Here is a 15,637-nt window from a genome sequence, read left to right as displayed (position 1 = left end):
GTATCCCTGCCATGGCTGCTTCGACCGATCCGCCCCGTGCCGCTGCCGTACTGCGTTCCGCGGTGCGCAGTCCGCTGGTGCGGGTGGTGGCGGTACTGCTGCTGGTGGCGGGGGGCGCGGGCGGCTGGTGGGCGTCCTCGGCGCGGGCCGGGTCGGGGCTGCGCGCGGAGACCGCGTTCGCCACCGGGGTGTCGGGCGGGGTGTACGACCTGTACGGGGTGCTGCTGAAGGACTCGATGGGGTCGGCGATGCCCGGGGTGAAGGTCCGGCTGGACAACTCCGCGGGCTCGATGGACAACCTGGAGCGGGTGCTGTCGGGTCAGGACGACTTCGCCATCGCCACGGCCGACTCGGTGGCCAGCTTCCAGAACCCGCAGAAGTCGCAGCTGCGGGCGATCGCCCGGCTGTACGACGACTACATGCAGCTGGTGGTGCCGGCGGATTCGCCGGTGCACAAGGTGTCGGACCTGCGCGGCCTGCGGGTCGGGGTGGGGCTGGAGAAGTCCGGCGTGAACCTGGTGACCCGGCGGCTGCTGGAGGCGGCGGGCCTGGACCCGGACAAGGACGTCAAGCCGTCGCGGCTGGGGGTGCAGCAGGCGGCGGACGCGTTGCGCGACCGGAAGCTGGACGCGTTCTTCTGGTCCGGCGGGCTGCCGACGGCGGCGCTCACCGACCTGTCGGAGCACACCCCGATCCGGATCGTGCCGATGGGCGATCTCTCGGACCCGCTGCACGAGTTGGAGGGCGGCGGGCTGGACGCCTACCGGGCGGCGACCATCCCGGCGGACGCGTACCCGCTGGTGGAGCCGTTCCGGACGGCGGTGCCGACGGTGGCGGTGCCGAACCTGCTGGTGACCAGGGCGAACATGGACCCGGCGCTGGTGGAGGCGGTGACCCGGGTGGTGATCGACAGCCGGGACCGGATCGGCGGCCGGGTGCACGCGGCGCAGCTGGTGGACCTGCGCACCGCGGTGTACACCGACCCGCTGCCACTGCACGAGGGCGCGAAGCGCTACTACCAGTCCGTGAAGCCCTGACGGCCGGTCAGTTCCACTTCCGGCGCGGCACGGTGAGCAGCACGCACAGTCCGTGCGGTTCGGCGGGCGCGAAGTCGAGGCTGCCGCCGCCGGCCAGCAGCAGGGTGCGGGCGATGGACAGGCCGAGGCCGGAGCCGTCGACGTTCTGGTGCCGGGAGGAGCGCCAGAACCGGTCGCCGACCCGGGCGAGCTCCTCCTCGGTGAGGCCGGGGCCGGCGTCGCTGACGGCGGCGGTGACCTCGTCCTTGGTGATGGTCAGGCCGACCCGGACGGTGCTGTCGGGCGGGGAGAACTTGAGGGCGTTGTCGAGGACGGCGTCCAGCGCGCTGCCGAAGCCGATCGGGTCGGCCCAGGCGTGCGCCATCGGCGGTCCCTGCCACTGGATCCGGACCTGGCGCCGGTCGGCGAGCGGCTGCCAGGCGTCGGTCCGGGTGCGGACCAGTTCGGCCAGGTCGACGGGTTCGGGTTCGGGCCGGGAGCCTTCGGCGGTGGCGAGGCCGAGCAGGTCGTCCAGGACGCGGGCGAGCCGGGCGCCCTCCTCGCGGACGGCGGCGATCTCCTCCTCGCTGCCCTCGGGGAGGGCCATTCCGATCAGCTCGACCCGCAGCAGCAGCGCGGCCAGCGGGTTGCGCAGCTGGTGGGAGGCGTCGGCGACGAAGGCCCGCTGCTGGTCGATGGCCAGCACCACGTGGTCGGCCATGTCGTTGAACGAGCGGGCCAGGCGGCGCAGTTCGGGCGGTCCGCCGCTGGGGGCGACCCGGGCGTTGAGCCGGCCGGTGGCGATGTCGTGGGTGGCCCGGTCGAGGGTGCGGACGGGGCGCAGCACCCAGCCGGTGAGGCGGACGGCGAGCAGGATGGCGACCATCATGGCGAGCGCCTCGCCGCCGGCCAGCACCAGCCAGCGGTGCAGGATCCGGGCGCGCAGCGGCCCGGTGGGCGATTCGGTGAGCACCACGGCGACCACGTCGCCGTCGCGGACCACGGGCAGTGCGACGGTGAGGGTGCGGTCGGTGGTCCACGGCCACACCTGGGGCGGGTTGTGGCTGCGGCGGCCGGCCAGCGCCTCCCGGTAGGCCTGGCCGCCGGGGCCGTCGGTGGGGGCGCGCCAGTCGTCGGGGGCGACGGCGACGGAGCTGCCGTCGCGCTGGAACACGCCGATCCTCGCCCCGTACAGCTCGCGGTAGCGGGCGGCTTCGCTGGCCAGGGCGTGCAGTCGGCCGCTGTCGCCGGGGGCGGGTTCCGGTTCGCCCTTGACCGCGGTGGTGCCGGTGCCGGCCTGGGCGGGCAGGTCCTGGGCGAAGCGGGCGGCGTCGTCGATCCGGTCGACGACCACCTTGGACTGCTCGGCCGAGGCGATCAGGTAGGCCAGCGGCGCTCCGAGGGCGGCGAGCACGCAGGCCATCAGGGCGATCAGGATGCCGAGCAGGCGGTTGCGCACGGGTGGTCAGCGCTCCGCGGCGTCGTCGACGGACGGGGTGTCGGGGTTGTCGGGGATGAGCCGGTAGCCGACGCCGCGGACGGCCTCGACCAGGCCGGGCAGTCCGAGCTTGGTGCGCAGCGAGCCGATGTGGACTTCCAGGGTGCGGCCGTTGCCCTCCCAGCCGGAGCGCCAGACCTCGCTGAAGATCTGTTCGCGGCGGTAGACCACGCCGGGGCTCTGGGCGAGCAGCGCCAGCAGGTCGAACTCCTTGCGGGTGAGCGGCACATCGCGCCCGTGGACGCTGACCCGGCGCCGTTCGCGGTCGATCTCGACGCCGCGGGAGGCGAGCGGGCCGTCCGGCTCGGGGCTGCTGTCCTCGGCGCCCTTGGGGGTGCCGCGGCGGGCCACCGCGTGGATGCGGGCGAGGAGTTCGCCCATGTCGTACGGCTTGACCACGTAGTCGTCGGCGCCGAGGTTGAGGCCGTGGATGCGGGAGCGGATGTCGGCGCGGGCGGTCACCATGATGACCGGGACGCCGCTGCCGGCCCGGATCCGGCTGCACACCTCGAAGCCGTCGCGGTCGGGCAGTCCGAGGTCGAGCAGCACCACCCGGTAGGGCTCGCTGCCGTCCGGGACGAGCGCGTCCAGCGCTTCGTGGCCGCTGCGGGCGTGCCGGACCTGGAAGCCGTGCCGGCCCAGCACCGCGACCAGGGCGGCGGCGACGCGGTCGTCGTCCTCGACCAGGAGCAGGCGCATCGGGCTCCTTCCTGCGGTGTTCGTCGGGATGCGGTCGGGCCGAGGGCACGGTCGCCGTCGGCGGGTGGTCGGCATGGCGCCGGTCCGAGGTGGAACCGGGCCATCCTGGCATCCACTCCCATCCGACGGGTCCAGGTCAACCGCATCGGCCGGTCTGTTACCGCTCCGGTATCGCTACCCGGCGACTACCCGGCGTAGCCGAACCGTGATGCTCAAGTTCAGCTCAGATCGGCTGACGGGAAGTCGTGTACCTGCCTAAAGTCGCCCCAGTTCGGGGGCCGCGGGCTCCGCCGGCCCCGGCCCCCGAGCATGAGACGGACCATCACCGGCTCTGCGGACCAAGCGAGTTGGCCCCGGGCTCGGAGGACGAGGGAGCGGACGGCGATGACCGAGAACAGTCCCGAGCAGCGCGACACCGCGCCTCTGGTGGCCCTGCGCGGGGTGAACAAGCACTACGGCGCCCTGCACGTGCTGCAGGACATCGACCTGGAGATCGCCCAGGGCGAGGTCGTGGTGCTGATCGGCCCGTCCGGTTCCGGCAAGTCGACGCTGTGCCGCACCATCAACCGGCTGGAGACCATCGACTCCGGGACGATCGAGGTGGACGGCCGGCCGCTGCCGGCCGAGGGCCGCGAACTGGCCAAGCTGCGCGCCCAGGTGGGCATGGTGTTCCAGTCCTTCAACCTGTTCTCGCACAAGACCGTGCTGGAGAACGTGGTGCTCGCCCAGGTGAAGGTGGGCAAGGTCGCCAAGGCCGAGGCCGAGCGGATCGCCCGTGAGCTGCTGGACCGGGTCGGTGTCGGCGCCCAGGCCGACAAGTACCCGTCGCAGCTGTCCGGCGGCCAGCAGCAGCGCGTGGCGATCGCCCGGGCGCTGGCGATGGACCCGAAGGTGATGCTCTTCGACGAGCCCACTTCCGCCCTCGACCCGGAGATGGTCAACGAGGTGCTGGAGGTGATGCGTTCGCTCGCCGCGCGGGGCATGACCATGGTCGTGGTCACCCACGAGATGGGCTTCGCCCGCTCCGCCGCCAACCGCGTGCTGTTCATGGCGGACGGCCGGATCGTCGAGGAGAACACTCCGGACGCCTTCTTCACCGCGCCGCGCACCGACCGCGCCAAGGACTTCCTGTCGAAGATCCTGCAGCACTGACCCCACAGTCGATCAAGCGTCAGTAGCGTCAATTCGCAGTGGCCCGGAGCCTGCCGTGGCCCCTATCGAGGAGAGAACGACCGCATGAAGGCCCGTCGCACCATTGCCGCCGCCCTGTCCGTGCTCGCCCTGACGGCGGTCGCCGCCTGTGGCAAGGACGGTTCCCCGAGCGACACGGCCGCCGCCGGCGGCTCGGCCGCCCCGCAGCTGCCGACCTACACCGTCAAGACCGATGCCAACCTGGAGAGTTCGCCGGTCTGGGCCGCCGCCAAGAAGGCCGGCAAGCTGAAGATCGGCGCCAAGGCCGACCAGCCGTTCCTCGGCTTCGAGGACGTGCAGACCGGCAAGCGCAGCGGCTTCGACATCGAGATCGCCAAGATGATCGCCGCCGACCTGGGCTTCTCCGCCGACCAGATCGAGTGGCAGACCATCACCTCCAACAACCGTGAGACCGCGATCTCCGGCGGCCAGATCGACTACTACGTCGGCACCTACTCGATCACCGCGGGCCGCAAGGAGAAGATCGCGTTCGGCGGCCCGTACTACATCGCCGGCCAGTCGCTGCTGGTGAACAAGGACAACACCGACATCACCGGCGCCGACTCCGTCAAGGACAAGTCGGTCTGCACCGCCACCGGTTCGACCTCGATCGCCAACATCCAGAAGTACGGCGCCAAGGTCACCCAGTTCGACAGCTACTCGATGTGCGTGGAGAAGTTGCTGACCAAGGAGGTCGACGCGGTCACCACCGACGACTCGATCCTCAAGGGCTACGCCGCGAAGAACCAGGGCAAGCTCAAGGTCGTCGGCCAGCCCTTCTCCGAGGAGCGCTACGGCGTCGGCCTGAAGCAGGGCGACGCGGCGCTGCAGAAGGCGATCAACGACGCGCTGAAGGCCCACGAGGACAACGGCGACTGGAAGAAGGCGTACGACGCCACCCTCGGCCTGTCCGGCTCCGCCGCGCCGAGCGTCCCGGCCCTGGACCCGATCGCGGGCTGACGCCCGGTCGGATCAACTACTGAGAAAGGAGGGCCGCCGGCATGGGTCTGATATTCGAGCACGGCAACTTCTCGGCGTTCGCCGAAGGTTTCCTGCGGACGATCGAACTGAGTGCGCTCAGCGCCCTGTTCGCACTGCTCCTGGGCTTCGTGCTGGCGGCCTTCCGGGTCTCGCCCGTCCCCGTCCTCCGGTGGTTCGGCACCGCCTGGGTGACGGTCTTCCGCAACACCCCGCTGACCCTGCTGTTCTTCGCGGTGACCTTCATGCTGCCGCCGCTGGACGTGCACCTCGACAGCTTCACGCTCGCGGTGATGGCGCTCAGCGCCTACACCGGCAGCTTCGTCTGCGAGGTGCTGCGGGCCGGCATCAACACCGTGCCGCTCGGCCAGGCCGAGGCGGCCCGCTCGCTCGGCATGGGCTTCGGCCAGACCCTCGGGCTGGTGGTGCTGCCGCAGGCGGCCCGCTCGGTGATCTCCCCGATGGGCTCGGTGTTCATCGCCCTGCCCCGCAACTCGGCCATCGCAGGCGCCTTCAACGTGCCCGAGCTGTTCAGCGTCCAGAAGCACCTGACCGAGCAGAGCTACGGCATCTTCGAGATCTTCTTCTGGATCGCGCTCGCCTACCTGGCGATCAGCTTCAGCATCAACGCCGTGTTCTCCCTCCTTGAGCGTCGAGTGGCGGTGGCCCGATGAGCACCCAGAGCGCGTCCGTCCTGTACGACGTCCCCGGCCCCCGGGCCCGGACCCGCAATCGGATCCTCGGCCTGCTCGGCCTGGTCGGCATCGCCGGTCTGATCTGGCTCGTCGTCAGCAACCTCGCCGACGCCGGCCAGTTCGACTCCGCACTGTGGTCGCCGTTCGAATACACCGGCGTCCAGCAGCGGCTCCTCAACGGCGCACTGGCCACCCTGAAGGCCTTCGGCCTGGCCGCGGTCGGCTCGCTGGTGCTCGGCTCGCTGCTCGCCGTCGGCCGGCTCTCCGACCACTTCCCGGTGCGCGTCGCATCCACCGTGGTGGTCCAGTTCTTCCGGGCCATGCCGCTGGTGATCATGGTCTTCGCGCTGTACCGCGCGGCATTCGGCGCCCAGCCGATGTGGGCGCTGGTGATCGCCCTGACCCTCTACAACGGGGCCGTCCAGGCCGAGGTCATCCGGGCCGGCATCCACGCCGTCCCGCGCGGCCAGGCCGAGGCCGCCTACGCCCTGGGCCTGCGCAAGACCCAGGTGATGGGCATCGTGCTGGTGCCGCAGGCCGTCCGCTCGATGCTCCCGGCGATCATCGGCCAGCTGGTGACCACCCTCAAGGACACCTCGCTCGGCTACATCATCACCTTCCCCGAGCTGCTGTGGCAGATGAAGATCATCGCCTCCAACTCGGACGGCTACCCGTACATCCCGGTGTTCCTGATCGGCGCCCCGATCTACATCGGCCTGTGCGTCGCCCTCAGCGGCCTCGCCACTTGGCTGGAGTCCCGCAGCCGCCGCGGCGCGACCCGGCGCAGCACAACCGCTGCTTGACGGACACCCAGGTGATCTGTTGCATTGCTCTTCGTGACACCACCTGGGAACTCCCACCCGGCAGCTGACGCACCGGCGGCCGACACCGCCCGCCCGAAGGCCCCGACATGGATCCAGTGATCATCGTCGGGGCCGGACCGGTCGGCCTCGCCCTGGCCCTCGCCCTGGCCCGCAACGAAGTCCCCAGCGTGGTCCTGGACGAGGGCACCGGCGTCTGCCCGGAGAGCCCCCGCACCGTCGTCCTCGGCTCCGACACCGCCGCGTTCCTCGCCCGCATCGGCTACACCCGGGTCGGCTCCGACGCCGCCCGCTGGGACGCCTTCACCATCTGGCGCCGCCGCGCCGAGGTGCTGCGCCTGCCGCTGGCCGACGAGCCGGTCCTGCACCTCGCCCAGCACCGCCTCCAGCGCGGCCTGCGCGACGCCGTCACCGCGACCCCGCTGATCCGCCTCGCCCCGCGGCACCGGGTGGTCGAACTCACCCAGGACCACGACGGCGTGACGGTCCGCACCGCCTCCGCCGCCGCCGACGGCGAGACCCGCTGGCACGGCAGCCACCTGGTCGGCTGCGACGGCGCCCGTTCCACCGTCCGCAAACTGCTCAAGATCCGCTTCCCCGGCCGGCCCGCCGTCGACCGGCACGCCGTCGCCACCGTCCGCGTCGACCTGCCGTTCCCCGGCGAGGCCCGGCTGCACCGCGAACCCCCGTGGCGCGGCGACCGCGAAGCCTCCGCCCGCCCACTGCCCGACGGCCTGTGGCGGCTCGACTGGCGGCTGCCCCCCGGCCGTCCCCAGCCCACCGAGCCCGTCGACCCGCACGCCACCTGGCCCGGCATCGTCACCGGCGACACCCTGCTCACCCGGGTCGCCTCCGCGCTCACCGGCTGGTGCGGCGAACTGCCGCCCCACCAGCTGCTCGCCGCCGCCGACCACACCTACCAGCAGCGCCTGGCCGGCCGTTTCCGCACCGGCCGCTGCTTCCTGGCCGGCGACGCCGCCCACCTGCACGGCGCCCTCGGCATGCAGAACCTCGCCGACGGCCTGCGCGACGCCGACAACCTCGCCTGGCGCCTCGCCCTCGCCTGGCACCTGCCGCCCGACAGCGCCCCCGCCGAGAGCGCCCTGCTCGACGGCTACGAGAGCGAACGCCGCGGCGCGGTCGGCGCGCGGCTGCGCGCCGTCGACCAGACCATGCCGCTGCTGCGGCCGCTGCGCGGCTGGGCACAGACCCGGCGCGCGCTGATCTCCGGCTCCTTCCGCAAGCACGCCCCGCTGCTCGCCGACGGGCAGCTCGGCACCGGCCGCTTCGGCGGCGCCCCCGCCTACCCGGCGACGCCCTCCGGCGTCGTCCTCCGGGTCCCCGAGCAGCGCGGCGCCGGCCGCGGCACCTCGCTCACCGAACAGCTCTCCCCCGTCGCCCCCGGCGTCCTGGTCCCCGACCTCCCCGTGGTCACCGCCGACGGCGCCGCGGACACCCTCCGGGCCCGCCTCGGCACCGCGTTCCTGCTCGTCCTGGTCGCCCCCGGCACCACCGTCTGGTCCGCCGAACACTGGCTCGGCGCCGGTCTGATGCCCCGCCTCACCGAACTCGCCGACGCCCTGCCCGTCCCCACCGAGGTCCTGGTCACCGACGCCTACCCCGGCGCCGCCCCGCACACCGTCCTGCTCGTCCGCCCCGACGGCCACCTCCTCGGCACCACCCCCGGCCTCCAGCCGGAGGCGCTGCACACTCTCACGGCCCCCCTGACCACCGGCGCACGGGAGCGGGTGGGAAACCAGGGGCGCGGCGAACTGCGCGAAGCGGAAGGAACAGGCCGGTGAGGCCGCGGCACGGACAGCGGGCCGCACGTGGGTGCGACGGACGCGGGGCTACCGCGCGAACTCCGTCGCGCGCGACTCCCGCACCACGGTGATCCGTATCTGCCCCGGGTACGTCAGCTCCTCCCGGACCTGCCGGGCCACCTCCCGGGCGATCTCCTGGGCGCGCACGTCGTCGACCAGCTCCGGCTGCACCATCACCCGGACCTCGCGGCCGGCCTGCATCGCGTAGACCTTGGTGACCCCGTCGTGCGCCCGCGCGATCTCCTCCAGGCGCTCCAGCCGCCGGACGTACGCCTCCACGGACTCCTTCCGCGCGCCGGGCCGGCCGGCCGAGCAGGCGTCCGCGGCCTGGGTGAGCACCGCCTCGACGGTCTTCGCCTCGACCTCGCCGTGGTGGGCCGCTATCGCGTGGACGACCTCCGCCGACTCGCCGTGCCGGCGGGCGAACTCCGCGCCGATCAGGGCGTGGCTGCCTGCCACCTCGTGGCTGAGCGCCTTGCCGATGTCGTGCAGCAGCGCGGCGCGGCGCACCGGCTCCGGGTCGACGCCGAGTTCCGCGGCCATCATCCCGGCCAGGTGCGCGGACTCCACCAGGTGGCCGAGCACGTTCTGCCCGTAGGAGGTGCGGTAGCGCAGCGTGCCGAGGGTGCGGACCAGTTCGGGGGCCATCTCGTCGGCGGTGCCGATGCCGACGGTGAGCAGCGCGTCCTCCCCGGCCCGGAGGCAGAGCCGTTCGACCTCGCTGCGGCTGCGCTCGTGCGCCTCCTCGATCCGGGCGGGGTGGATCCGCCCGTCGGCGAGCAGGGATTCGAGGGTGAGTCGGGCGCTCTCCCGCCGGACCGGGTCGAAGCAGGAGAGCTGGACCAGCCCGGGGGTGTCGTCGACGATCAGGTTGACGCCGGTGACGGCCTCGAAGGCGCGGATGTTGCGGCCCTCCCGGCCGATCACCCGGCCCTTCATGTCCTCGCTGGGCAGCCGGAGCGTGGTGACCACGGTCTCGGCGGTCTGCTCGGCGGCCAGCCGCTGGATGGACGAGGCGATGATCTCGCGGGCCCGGCCCTCGCCCTCGACGACCGCGCGCCGTTCGATCTCCCGGACGGTCAGCGCCGCCTCCCGACGGGCCTCCGCCTCCGCGGCGCGCACCACCTCGTCCCGGGCCTGGGCGGGCGTCAGCCCGGCGGTGCGTTCCAGCAGCAGCCGGCTCTCCGCACTCCGCTCGGCGAGTTCGTCGCGCACCCGCTCGGACTCCGCGGCGCGGTCGGCGAGTTCGTCCTCGTGCAGGTGCAGGCGCTGGAGTTCGGCGGTCAACCGCTGCTCGCGGCGGTCGAGTTCGGCGCGGCGTTGCCGGAGCATCAGGAAGCCGGCGATCAGCACCAGCGCGAGGGCGCCGATCAGGATGCCGGCCGCCAGCAGCAGGGAGGAACTCGTTCCGGTGTTCTGAGCGATCCCCATCCGGCCACTCCCCGTCCTGCGCACGCTGCCGCTGAGGTGACCTCCGCGATCGTCCAGCCACTGAGTGTGAGGCTAGGCCGAGGTTACGAAACGGTCAAGATGCGATCGAGAAATGGCTCCGATGATCTGATCAACAGTCATCTCTGCCTGTCCTCCTACCAGTCGTCGCCCTCCGCCGGTTCCGCGTCCAACGCCTCCCGGACCACCCGGAACGCCAGGCCCTCCGCGTAGCCGCGCCGGGCCAGCACCCCCACCAGTCGGCGCATCCGCACGTCCCGGTCCAGCCCGGCGGTGGAGCGCAACTTCCGTTCCACCAGAGCCCGGGCGGCCTCCGACTCGTCCTCGGCGTCGACCTGCAGCAGCGCCCGCTCCGCGGTCTCCCCGGTGACACCCTTGGTGCGCAGCTCCTGGGCCAGCGCCCGCCGGGACAGTCCGCGCACCGCGTGCCGGGACTCCACCCACGCCTCGGCGAAGGCGGCGTCGTCGATCAGCCCGACCTCCTCCAGCCGGGACAGCACCTGCTCGGCGACCTCGTCCGGGATCTCCTTGCGGCGCAGCGCATCGGCCAGCTGCTTGCGGGACTTGGCGGCCCCGGTGAGCAGCCGCAGGCAGATGTCCCGGGCCCGCTCCGCCGGATCCCCCTGCTCGGCGGCCCCCCGCCCACGCCGCCCGGCCCCGGACGCCCCCTCCGAACGCCCGGCCTCCGCGCGCTCGGTCGTCGAGCGCCCGCCCTCCGAGCGCTGGGCCTCCGTACGCTCGGTCCTCGCCCGCCGCTTCGGCCGCGGCTTCTCCTCCACCGGCGCCGCGAACGGCAATTCACCGAGCTCGCTGCGCCGCCGGCGCCGGCCCGCGGCCAGTTCGGACGCCCGCATCAGCCCGGGCAGCTCCCCCACCGCAAGCTCCTGGGCCGGTTCCGCTGCCGGAAGCCGCGCGGGCGGCTCCTCGGCCACCGCCGCGAACCAGTCCGGCGGGCCCGAGGCGTCGTCGTTCTCCGCGACGGCCGCGAACCAGTCCGGCGGACCGGCGGCGTCGTTCTGTGCTTCTCCCCATACGCCCGCACCGGGTCCGTCCTCGGACGGACCCGGTGCCGGGTGGTCGGTGTCGTGCCGGTGCGTCAACGGTTCAGCCCTTGGCAGCGGCCGCCGTCTTCTTGGCGGCAGCCTTGGCGGGGGCGGCCGCGGCCGGGATCTCCACCGCGGGGGCGTCGCCCTCGGCCTCGGCCGGCTTCGGGCCGATGCCCAGCTTGCCCTTGATCTTGACCTCGATCTCGTCGGCCAGCTGCGGGTTGTCGCGCAGGAAGTTGCGGGCGTTCTCCTTGCCCTGGCCGAGCTGGTCGCCCTCGTAGGTGTACCAGGCGCCGGACTTGCGGATGAAGCCGTGCTCCACGCCCATGTCGATCAGGCCGCCTTCGCGGCTGATGCCCACGCCGTAGAGGATGTCGAACTCGGCCTGCTTGAACGGCGCGGCGACCTTGTTCTTGACCACCTTGACGCGGGTGCGGTTGCCGACCGCCTCGGTGCCGTCCTTCAGGGTCTCGATGCGCCGGATGTCGAGGCGGACCGAGGCGTAGAACTTCAGCGCCCGACCACCGGTGGTGGTCTCGGGGGAGCCGAACATCACACCGATCTTCTCGCGCAGCTGGTTGATGAAGATCGCGGTGGTGTTCGACTGGTTCAGCGCACCGGCGATCTTGCGCAGCGCCTGGCTCATCAGGCGGGCCTGCAGACCGACGTGCGAGTCGCCCATCTCACCCTCGATCTCGGCGCGCGGCACCAGCGCGGCCACCGAGTCGATGATCACCAGGTCGATCGCGCCGGAGCGGATCAGCATGTCGGTGATCTCCAGCGCCTGCTCACCGGTGTCCGGCTGGCTGACCAGCAGCTTGTCGGTGTCCACGCCGAGCTTCTTGGCGTACTCGGGGTCGAGCGCGTGCTCGGCGTCGACGAAGGCGACGGTGCCGCCGGCCTTCTGGGCGTTGGCGGCCAGGTGCAGGGTCAGGGTGGTCTTGCCGGAGGACTCCGGGCCGTAGATCTCGATCACGCGGCCACGCGGGATGCCGCCCACGCCGAGCGCCACGTCGAGGGCGGTGGACCCGGTGGAGATCACCTCGATCTGCTCGTTCGCCTTCTCGCCGAGGCGCATCACCGAGCCCTTGCCGAACTGCCGTTCGATCTGGGCGAGTGCGGCCTCCAGGGCCTTCTCGCGATCCGTTCCTGCCATGGCTTCCACCCTCGGGTTCTGTGCGTTGCGCTTCATCGTCATCGACGCTAGCGCGTCCCACCGACAATCGGCCCCGGACGGGCTCGGCCTGTGGAAAACTCTGCGCCGAAGCGTACAAAGAACATACGTTCGAATCCAGTCGAAGACCGCACGCCGCACGCCGCGACCGTCAGCCCTCGGAGCGCGGCGTCTCCTCCGGCTCCGTGCCCGTGCCGGACACCATCTGCCGCAGCCGCCGCACGGCCTCCCGCCGCCGCGACCGGCGCTCCTCGCCGCGGTCGATCCGCGGGTCGTCCTCGACCTCGTAGCGGCGCACGTAGGTGCCGACGAAGCCCTGCAGGGTGGCGGCGGCCGGGATGGCGATCAGCGCGCCGACCGCGCCGAGCAGCGCGGCGCCGGCGATCACCGCGCCGAAGGCGACGGCGGGGTGCACGTCGACGGTCTTGGCGGTGATCCGCGGGTGCAGCAGGTAGTTCTCGATCTGCTGGTAGACGATCACGAAGACGAGCACCCACACCGCGTCCACCGGCTGCCCGGTGAGCGCGACCAGGACGGGCAGCGCACCCGCCAGGTAGGTGCCGATGGTCGGGACGAATTGCGACATGACGCCGACCCAGACGCTGAGCGCGGCGGCGTACGGCAGTCCGATGATCTCGAAGAACGCCCAGTGCCCGAGGGTGGAGACCAGTGCGAGCACGGCCCGGGAGTACAGGTAGCCGCCGGTCTTGGCGAGCGCGATCTCCCAGGCGCGCAGCACCTCGGCCTGCTTGGAGGGCGGCAGCATCGAGCAGACGGTGCGCCGCACCCGGGGGCCCTCGGCGGTGAAGTAGAAGGTGAACAGGCCGACGGTGAAGGCCTGGAACAGCCCGCCGACGACGGTGCCGGTGACGCCCCAGACGTTGTCGGCGGCCTGCTGGGCGTACTTCTCGATGGTGCCGGAGTCCTTGAGCACCTGGTGCTGGAGCTGGTCGAGCGACAGCTCGGTGTGGAACGTGTGGTTGATCCAGTCGATCAGGTCGTGCAGCATCTGCGGCAGTTTCCCGGCGACCTGGGTGACCTGGTCGACCAGCAGGGTGCCGAGTGCGGTGAGGAAGCCGGCCACGGCCAGGCCGACGCCGATGAACACCAGGAAGGTGCCGAGGCCGCGCCGGACGCCGCGGGCGGCCATCCGGTCGACGGCGGGTTCCATCGCGAGCGACAGGAAGAACGCGACCAGCAGCATCACGAACAGGTCGATCAGCTGGTGGAAGGCCCAGTCGGCGAGCTGGAACAGGCCGACGCCGACCAGCGCGAGCAGCATCGCGCGGGGCAGCCAGCGCGGCATCGCGCCGCTGCCGGCGGCGCCGCGGCGCAGTCGGCGGGTGCCGGGGTCGGCGGTGTCGCCGCCGCTCTGCCGGCCCGGCTGCGGGCCGGTGGGGAGGTGTTCGTCGGAAAGCCGGTCGGGGGTCTCTGCACTGCTGGACACCGGCCAAGTCTCACTCACCGGCGGACGAATCGGGTCATCTCAGTCGATCTGACACTCCCTGGGTGACGCAGACCACGCGCCACACGTCCTTGGCCTCCCAGCCCGCGTCCAGGGCCTGGCGCACGGTGCGGCCGCCGAGCTCGGCCATCACGTGGTCCTGGGCGAAGGACTCCGCGTACGACTCGCCGAAGTGCAGGTACATCCGTCGCCAGAACTCGGTCAGCCTCATGCGCCAAGTATCGGGCACCGGCCGGTCAGCGCGGCAGTGCGAGGATGCCCGCGCCGTAGTAGTCGCGGTCCTGGCAGCCGACCGGGAGGGTCTGCACGCAGTTGCCGTCGGCGGCCTTGGCGAGGGCGGCGGAGATCCGGTCGGGGTCCCAGTCGGGGTGCTGGGCGGCGACCACGGCGACGGCGCCGGTGACGTGGGCGGCGGACATCGAGGTGCCGGCCAGCGCGGCGTACTTGCCGCCGGGCCAGTCCGAGATGATCGCGCCCTCGGTGCCGCCGTCGGGGTCGCCGCCGGGTGCGCTGAGGGAGATCCGGCCGCGGCCGTAGTTGCTGTAGGAGGCGGGCAGGCCGTTGCGGTCGACGGCGCCGACGGTGACCACGCCGGGCAGTTCGCCGGGCAGTCGGATGCATTCGGTGCCGAGTTCGCGCTCCTGCGGGGGCCCGCCGGTGCGGTCGTTGGGGCTGCGGTGGTCGGAGCGTTCGGCGGTGAGGTCCTGGGCGTCGTTGCCGGCCGAGGCGACCACCACGGCGCCCTTGCGCTGGGCGTAGGCGACGGCGCGGCCGACGGCGGCGATCAGGGCGGCCTGGTCGGCGTCCTCGGGGCAGTTGTACTTCCACGGGTCGGCGAAGTAGCTGTCGTTGATGGCCCGGGCGCCGTGGTCGGCGGCCCAGAGCATGCCGCAGACGATGTTCTCCGCGTAGTACTGGCCGAGCGGGCCGAGCAGCCGGACGGCGGCGATCCGCACGCCGGGGGCGACGCCCGTGACGCCGCGGCCGTCGCGGGCGGCGCCGATGATGCCGGCCACGTGGGTGCCGTGGCCGCTCTCGTTGATGGCGTCGTCGGGCCGCCAGGCGCCGCTGCGGGCGTCGGGCCGGCCGTCGGCGCAGGACACGGAGGCGGCGGGGTCGACGGCGGCGCGCAGGTCGGGATGGGTGTCGTCGACGCCGGAGTCGAGCACCGCGACGGTGACCCGGGACAGCTGCTCCGCGGTGGGGAGCGCGACGCTGCGGTCGGCGGAGCGGTCGGCCGGGCGGTCCAGCGGCGGGCGCAGCAGGGCGGCGTGGCCGGGCGGGCGTTCGACGGCGCCGATCATGGCGAGGTTCCAGTCGGCGCGCTCGCCGGGGTCGGGGACGGTGGCGGTGGTGTCGTCGGCGCCGTCGACCGCGGGGCCGCCGGATCCGAAGGCGGCGCCGGCCAGCGGCCGGGGCGGGGAGGGCACGGGGACGGTGCGGGTGGCGCCGACCGCGGCGGTGCCGGGCCGGCCGCGGAGCTTCTCGGCGAACCGGGCGCCGGCGTAGGCGAGCACGGCGCCGATCTGCGGGTAGCCCTGGACGACCTGCCCGCCGGCCGCCCGGACCTGGTCGGCGGCGTGGTCGGCGCCCTGGGCGTCGGCGCGCTCGTCGAGCACCAGGTAGCTGTAGTAGGTGCCGTCGGTGCCGGTGACGTAGGGCACGGCGCCGCCGAGCAGCAGCCCGCAGAGCAGGGTCGCGCCGAATACGCGGACGCTGCGGCGCCGGGGGGTGCTGTCGGGGGCCTGGCTCACCTGCTCCATCGCGTGTTCTCCGCTCGTC

The 15,637-nt window shown here is 72.8% G+C and carries 14 protein-coding genes; 6 read left to right on the top strand and 8 right to left on the bottom strand.

Annotated elements, in window-relative coordinates; translation table 11 throughout:
• Positions 1-11: 11 nt before the first annotated feature.
• A complete protein-coding gene (locus ACIQF6_RS32170) occupies positions 12-1,037 on the top strand; it encodes a TAXI family TRAP transporter solute-binding subunit (protein ID WP_400901394.1) in 1,026 nt (341 codons plus the stop codon).
• Between the two features lie 7 nt (positions 1,038-1,044).
• Here ACIQF6_RS32170 and ACIQF6_RS32165 read toward each other — a convergent pair whose 3' ends face one another.
• Both ACIQF6_RS32165 and ACIQF6_RS32160 read right to left on the bottom strand, forming a co-directional pair.
• The gene (locus ACIQF6_RS32165) at positions 1,045-2,475 is read right to left on the bottom strand and encodes a sensor histidine kinase (RefSeq protein ID WP_400901392.1); all 1,431 of its coding nucleotides are present in this window, start codon (positions 2,473-2,475) and stop codon (positions 1,045-1,047) included.
• Between the two features lie 6 nt (positions 2,476-2,481).
• Positions 2,482-3,213, bottom strand: a complete 732-nt coding sequence (locus ACIQF6_RS32160) for a response regulator transcription factor (protein WP_400901390.1) — start codon at positions 3,211-3,213, stop codon at positions 2,482-2,484.
• Positions 3,214-3,636: 423 nt separating this feature from the next.
• Here ACIQF6_RS32160 and ACIQF6_RS32155 point away from each other — a divergent pair, with 423 nt between their 5' ends.
• The 5 genes from ACIQF6_RS32155 (at position 3,637) to ACIQF6_RS32135 (ending at position 8,700) form a co-directional block, all read left to right on the top strand.
• A complete protein-coding gene (locus tag ACIQF6_RS32155) occupies positions 3,637-4,365 on the top strand; it encodes an amino acid ABC transporter ATP-binding protein (RefSeq protein WP_400901540.1) in 729 nt (242 codons plus the stop codon).
• Positions 4,366-4,449: 84 nt separating this feature from the next.
• On the top strand, positions 4,450-5,364 hold the full coding sequence (locus ACIQF6_RS32150) for a glutamate ABC transporter substrate-binding protein (protein WP_400901388.1): 915 nt from the start codon (positions 4,450-4,452) through the stop codon (positions 5,362-5,364).
• Between the two features lie 41 nt (positions 5,365-5,405).
• Positions 5,406-6,056, top strand: a complete 651-nt coding sequence (locus ACIQF6_RS32145) for an amino acid ABC transporter permease (RefSeq protein WP_400901386.1) — start codon at positions 5,406-5,408, stop codon at positions 6,054-6,056.
• Complete coding sequence (locus tag ACIQF6_RS32140) at positions 6,053-6,880, top strand: amino acid ABC transporter permease (protein ID WP_400901384.1); 828 nt, start codon at positions 6,053-6,055, stop codon at positions 6,878-6,880. Before ACIQF6_RS32145 ends, ACIQF6_RS32140 begins: the two co-directional genes overlap by 4 nt.
• A 107-nt stretch (positions 6,881-6,987) precedes the next feature.
• A complete protein-coding gene (locus ACIQF6_RS32135; protein WP_400901382.1) occupies positions 6,988-8,700 on the top strand; it encodes an FAD-dependent monooxygenase in 1,713 nt (570 codons plus the stop codon).
• A 48-nt stretch (positions 8,701-8,748) separates the two neighbouring features.
• On the opposite strand, the gene rny is transcribed toward ACIQF6_RS32135, so the two are convergent.
• From rny to ACIQF6_RS32105, 6 genes are all read right to left on the bottom strand, one after another.
• Positions 8,749-10,152 (bottom strand): ribonuclease Y, encoded by a 1,404-nt coding sequence (rny, locus tag ACIQF6_RS32130; protein ID WP_400901380.1) that lies wholly within the window; start codon positions 10,150-10,152, stop codon positions 8,749-8,751.
• A 155-nt stretch (positions 10,153-10,307) separates the two neighbouring features.
• Positions 10,308-11,270 carry a RecX family transcriptional regulator gene (locus ACIQF6_RS32125; protein WP_400901379.1) on the bottom strand — a complete coding sequence of 321 codons (963 nt, stop codon included), beginning with the start codon at positions 11,268-11,270 and terminating at the stop codon, positions 10,308-10,310.
• A 4-nt stretch (positions 11,271-11,274) separates the two neighbouring features.
• Positions 11,275-12,372, bottom strand: a complete 1,098-nt coding sequence (gene recA, locus ACIQF6_RS32120; protein ID WP_400901377.1) for a recombinase RecA — start codon at positions 12,370-12,372, stop codon at positions 11,275-11,277.
• A gap of 169 nt (positions 12,373-12,541) precedes the next feature.
• The gene (locus tag ACIQF6_RS32115; RefSeq protein ID WP_400901375.1) at positions 12,542-13,837 is read right to left on the bottom strand and encodes an AI-2E family transporter; all 1,296 of its coding nucleotides are present in this window, start codon (positions 13,835-13,837) and stop codon (positions 12,542-12,544) included.
• Between the two features lie 34 nt (positions 13,838-13,871).
• Entirely contained in the window at positions 13,872-14,066 is a 195-nt protein-coding gene (locus ACIQF6_RS32110; RefSeq protein ID WP_400306668.1) for a DUF3046 domain-containing protein, read from the bottom strand.
• A 25-nt stretch (positions 14,067-14,091) separates the two neighbouring features.
• On the bottom strand, positions 14,092-15,618 hold the full coding sequence (locus tag ACIQF6_RS32105; protein ID WP_400901372.1) for a S8 family peptidase: 1,527 nt from the start codon (positions 15,616-15,618) through the stop codon (positions 14,092-14,094).
• Positions 15,619-15,637: the final 19 nt, after the last annotated feature.

It is taken from the genome of Kitasatospora sp. NPDC092948, from assembly GCF_044754805.1.
Taxonomy (GTDB): domain Bacteria; phylum Actinomycetota; class Actinomycetes; order Streptomycetales; family Streptomycetaceae; genus Kitasatospora.
The sequence above is the reverse complement of the archived record's forward strand: the minus strand, read 5'-3'. Positions and strand labels throughout refer to the sequence as shown.

What these genes read in the sequence shown, in the direction of transcription:
- ACIQF6_RS32110 (WP_400306668.1), bottom strand. Translation starts at nt 14,066, where the DNA reads ATGAGGCTGACCGAGTTCTGGCGACGGATGTACCTGCACTTCGGCGAG.
- ACIQF6_RS32145 (WP_400901386.1), top strand. Translation starts at nt 5,406, where the DNA reads ATGGGTCTGATATTCGAGCACGGCAACTTCTCGGCGTTCGCCGAAGGT.
- rny (WP_400901380.1), bottom strand. Translation starts at nt 10,152, where the DNA reads ATGGGGATCGCTCAGAACACCGGAACGAGTTCCTCCCTGCTGCTGGCG.
- ACIQF6_RS32140 (WP_400901384.1), top strand. Translation starts at nt 6,053, where the DNA reads ATGAGCACCCAGAGCGCGTCCGTCCTGTACGACGTCCCCGGCCCCCGG.
- ACIQF6_RS32170 (WP_400901394.1), top strand. Translation starts at nt 12, where the DNA reads ATGGCTGCTTCGACCGATCCGCCCCGTGCCGCTGCCGTACTGCGTTCC.
- ACIQF6_RS32160 (WP_400901390.1), bottom strand. Translation starts at nt 3,213, where the DNA reads ATGCGCCTGCTCCTGGTCGAGGACGACGACCGCGTCGCCGCCGCCCTG.
- recA (WP_400901377.1), bottom strand. Translation starts at nt 12,372, where the DNA reads ATGGCAGGAACGGATCGCGAGAAGGCCCTGGAGGCCGCACTCGCCCAG.
- ACIQF6_RS32105 (WP_400901372.1), bottom strand. Translation starts at nt 15,618, where the DNA reads ATGGAGCAGGTGAGCCAGGCCCCCGACAGCACCCCCCGGCGCCGCAGC.
- ACIQF6_RS32135 (WP_400901382.1), top strand. Translation starts at nt 6,988, where the DNA reads ATGGATCCAGTGATCATCGTCGGGGCCGGACCGGTCGGCCTCGCCCTG.
- ACIQF6_RS32150 (WP_400901388.1), top strand. Translation starts at nt 4,450, where the DNA reads ATGAAGGCCCGTCGCACCATTGCCGCCGCCCTGTCCGTGCTCGCCCTG.